Below are 2,809 nucleotides of genomic sequence, written 5' to 3' on the forward strand. Positions count from 1 at the left end.
ACATGATCTTGGTGTGTGCATCACGAAATATCCCTGGGGCCCCCATCCTGGGCGACGGTACAGCACCCGTCTGCGCAACTGTCACGAATCCATTCTTGGCCGCTTGGCATGTCGATTGGACTTCAAGGAGAAACTTTGATGCGCAGTCGAGACATCTTTGAACACCAGGTGCGGACGCTTGCGAGTCTGGTTCGCAGTTGGAAAGCTTGCGGTCGGGTTGACATCGCGCTGGAAAGTCGGCTCAGGAGTTTCGTTTCCATGGAACTGCTGGGCAGAGGTAACGCGGATGTCATTGCCCGCGCATTGGGTGAACTGGAGGACGTAGAGGCTGACGTGCTGCAAGACATGGTGAGCCTTTGCAGTCAGAGCTTTGATCGTGGGGAGGAGGTGTGGAATGCCTTTGCCGTTCCTGTGGCGGTTCACTGGCGTATGAGGCAAGAGCGCTTCTTCCTGGCAAAGCGAGGGCAGGGCACCTACTTGTCAGAATTGGCAGCGAGCATCCGGCAATGCACGGGGGCAGAAAAGGTGGTGCTGGACGACAGCATCTACAGTGCCAAGGCACTATTTGCCATGAGTGCCCATGCATTGCACGATCACCTGCAATTCCTGCTCTTGGCAACACCAAGGTTTTCCAAGGCACCAGAAAGCATGGTTTTGCGCAGTTGCAGTGAACCGCCTTGGCGCTTGGCCTACTTCCTGGGGGTGGAAGTGACCAAGCCTGGGGGCAGGCGCCAACTCAACGACCCAGGGGTGCAGGATGCCGTGCAGAGTTGCCTGCATTGGGGAGTCGACGCTCTGACCAAGTCGATAGGGCAGGACGATTTGGAGTCAGCAGCCCCAAGCAAGTTCGAGCAGGGTGCATTCGGCACCACTGTCTGTCATGCACCGATGTACCTGTTCGACGCCATCCAATTCGGCGAAAAGGCCTTGCGTGGCTATCGCTTGCGACAACTGCTGCAGGAAATAGCCAAGGAAGACAAGCAGGTAACGCTGTACTTCGCCTTCAACCCGGTTTGCTTTGCACTCGATCTGCTGCTCAAAGGGCGGTGGCTGACGTATGCGATGCGCTGGAGTCTATTTGCCGCGGAGACTGTCGAAGATGCCCATAGGCAGGTGCGGGGAACAATCGCTGCAGCCAAAACCGACCTTCGCTGCCAGCTTATTGCGCTGGAGCTAGATGCGTTGCAGGACATGTCCAAGAAGACTGCACTTGGAACCTATTCCTCGGGAGGGCTTTGAATGACCAGGGTTCGAGACGTCCAACTTCCAGGTTTTGCTGCCTTTGCGCCCGAGAGCCCGCGTGTCGCTGCACATCCCACGAGGAGAGGTCAAGGGTGGCATCACATTACCCGTCAGCATCGGTCTCATGGGCGATATGGGGTACCAAGGCTATTCAATACAGACGCTAGCACGAACATACATCCGAAATCACTGCGCGTAACTCGACACCTTCCGGAAGCGGGGACGGAGACGATGCCTAGGATCTATTCCTATGTCCCTTGGACATGTGCGCACGCGCAGCGTGGGCCTCCCACCGCGCCGTGAGTCGCTGCATGAACACGTTGGAATCCACATTCAGTGCTTGCAGCCAATCGTAGAGTTCCACCACATCCACTCTACGCACACCGGTCTCGCATTTGCTGATGGTCGTTTGCGGCACGCCTAGCGCAAGCGCCAGTTCCACTTGGGAGACCCCTAAGTCCTCGCGCACCTCTCTGAGCAAGGTGGTAAAGATCTCGTACTGCTTGGAGTGGAACGATGCGGGCATTCTGCTGGGAACAAATGCAGCAGAATCCATCCGATTTTGGAATATGCGAAAATCGGTTATAAACCGCCTCGCTTGAAGGCTTTGGCGTTCATCGTGAGGTGTCGTGATGACATTCAAGGCAATCGCCTGCGAAGTGTCTTCAACCCACTCATCAACCAACTCTCAGGGAATTTATGAAAAATTCAATCTACGGTCACCTTATCGCCTGGCTCGCAGGCGCCTGCGTCGCTTCCAGTGCAGTAGCCGGGATTCCGGTAACTCCGGGCAACGTCCCGCAGAAGAAGTGTGACGTTGGTCACCTAGATCCCATCACGCGTATAGGAAAGGTTCGACCTGGAGGGACTGTGTACAGCGTTGCAGACAGACGCTTGAATCTGGGTAAACCACTGGCCGCCGGCGAGATGGTGTACTACGTCTCACTGACTGAAGGGACGAAGGTCTATCGCACCGAAAAGCAAATTGAGATCATTGATGCCAGTCCCCTGACCCCGGATATAAAGCTTACGCCTCAGGACCAACTGTCCATTGCAGGAACATTTATTTCGAGTGCAGGGCAGAAGTTTGACTTGATCGCCATCGGCAGCACCTTCAACAAGATCTTTGCAATGGTCGATGAGTCAGGTTTCATCTGTTCAGAGCGATTGGATGAAAAGCTGATCGGCGTAGGCATGCCGACCACGTACCAGGAAATTCCGCTGAAAGCGGTGATCCTCAATCCAGGACAACCACGAACGGTTTCCGTGGCGGTGACGTTTATGGGGCTGACCGGAGCCTCGGCAAGTTTTCAAGTGGCGGTGATGGTCAATGGTCAATTGGAAACATCCAAGGTGTCATCCTTTGATGTGTATGCGCCGAGCACATCAATTGGTGAGCTGAATTTCAGCATGAAGGCTGAGGAGGGCCACTTGACCATCACCTCTCTAAATGAGCCTGAAGACTACAACGCTTGGATGATGACCCTACGCAAGCGGCGATGAATACGCATGTCCTGAATGAGGATGGCCGGACTTTCGGAGTCCTGGCCTATTCGTGTGGGCAATA

At 55.0% G+C, this 2,809-nt stretch carries 3 protein-coding genes; 2 read left to right on the forward strand and 1 reads right to left on the reverse strand.

Going from position 1 to position 2,809, the window contains the following annotated elements; genetic code table 11:
* The first annotated feature begins 258 nt into the window (after positions 1 to 258).
* On the forward strand, positions 259 to 1,239 hold the full coding sequence (locus AC1RMF_RS26390; RefSeq protein WP_493145493.1) for a hypothetical protein: 981 nt from the start codon (positions 259 to 261) through the stop codon (positions 1,237 to 1,239).
* A gap of 238 nt (positions 1,240 to 1,477) precedes the next feature.
* Here the strand turns inward: AC1RMF_RS26390 and AC1RMF_RS26395 are convergent, their stop codons facing one another.
* A complete protein-coding gene (locus AC1RMF_RS26395) occupies positions 1,478 to 1,768 on the reverse strand; it encodes a helix-turn-helix domain-containing protein (RefSeq protein ID WP_493145495.1) in 291 nt (96 codons plus the stop codon).
* 173 nt (positions 1,769 to 1,941) lie between these two features.
* Between AC1RMF_RS26395 and AC1RMF_RS26400 the strand changes: the two genes are divergently transcribed.
* Positions 1,942 to 2,745: a hypothetical protein gene (locus AC1RMF_RS26400; RefSeq protein WP_493145497.1), complete on the forward strand. Its 804-nt coding sequence runs from the start codon at positions 1,942 to 1,944 to the stop codon at positions 2,743 to 2,745.
* Positions 2,746 to 2,809: the final 64 nt, after the last annotated feature.

The organism is Rhodoferax sp. GW822-FHT04A08 (genome assembly GCF_058801025.1).

Excerpts from the sequence above, each read along its gene's own strand:
- AC1RMF_RS26390 (WP_493145493.1), top strand. The coding sequence starts at position 259 with ATGGAACTGCTGGGCAGAGGTAACGCGGATGTCATTGCCCGCGCATTG.
- AC1RMF_RS26400 (WP_493145497.1), top strand. The coding sequence starts at position 1,942 with ATGAAAAATTCAATCTACGGTCACCTTATCGCCTGGCTCGCAGGCGCC.
- AC1RMF_RS26395 (WP_493145495.1), bottom strand. The coding sequence starts at position 1,768 with ATGCCCGCATCGTTCCACTCCAAGCAGTACGAGATCTTTACCACCTTG.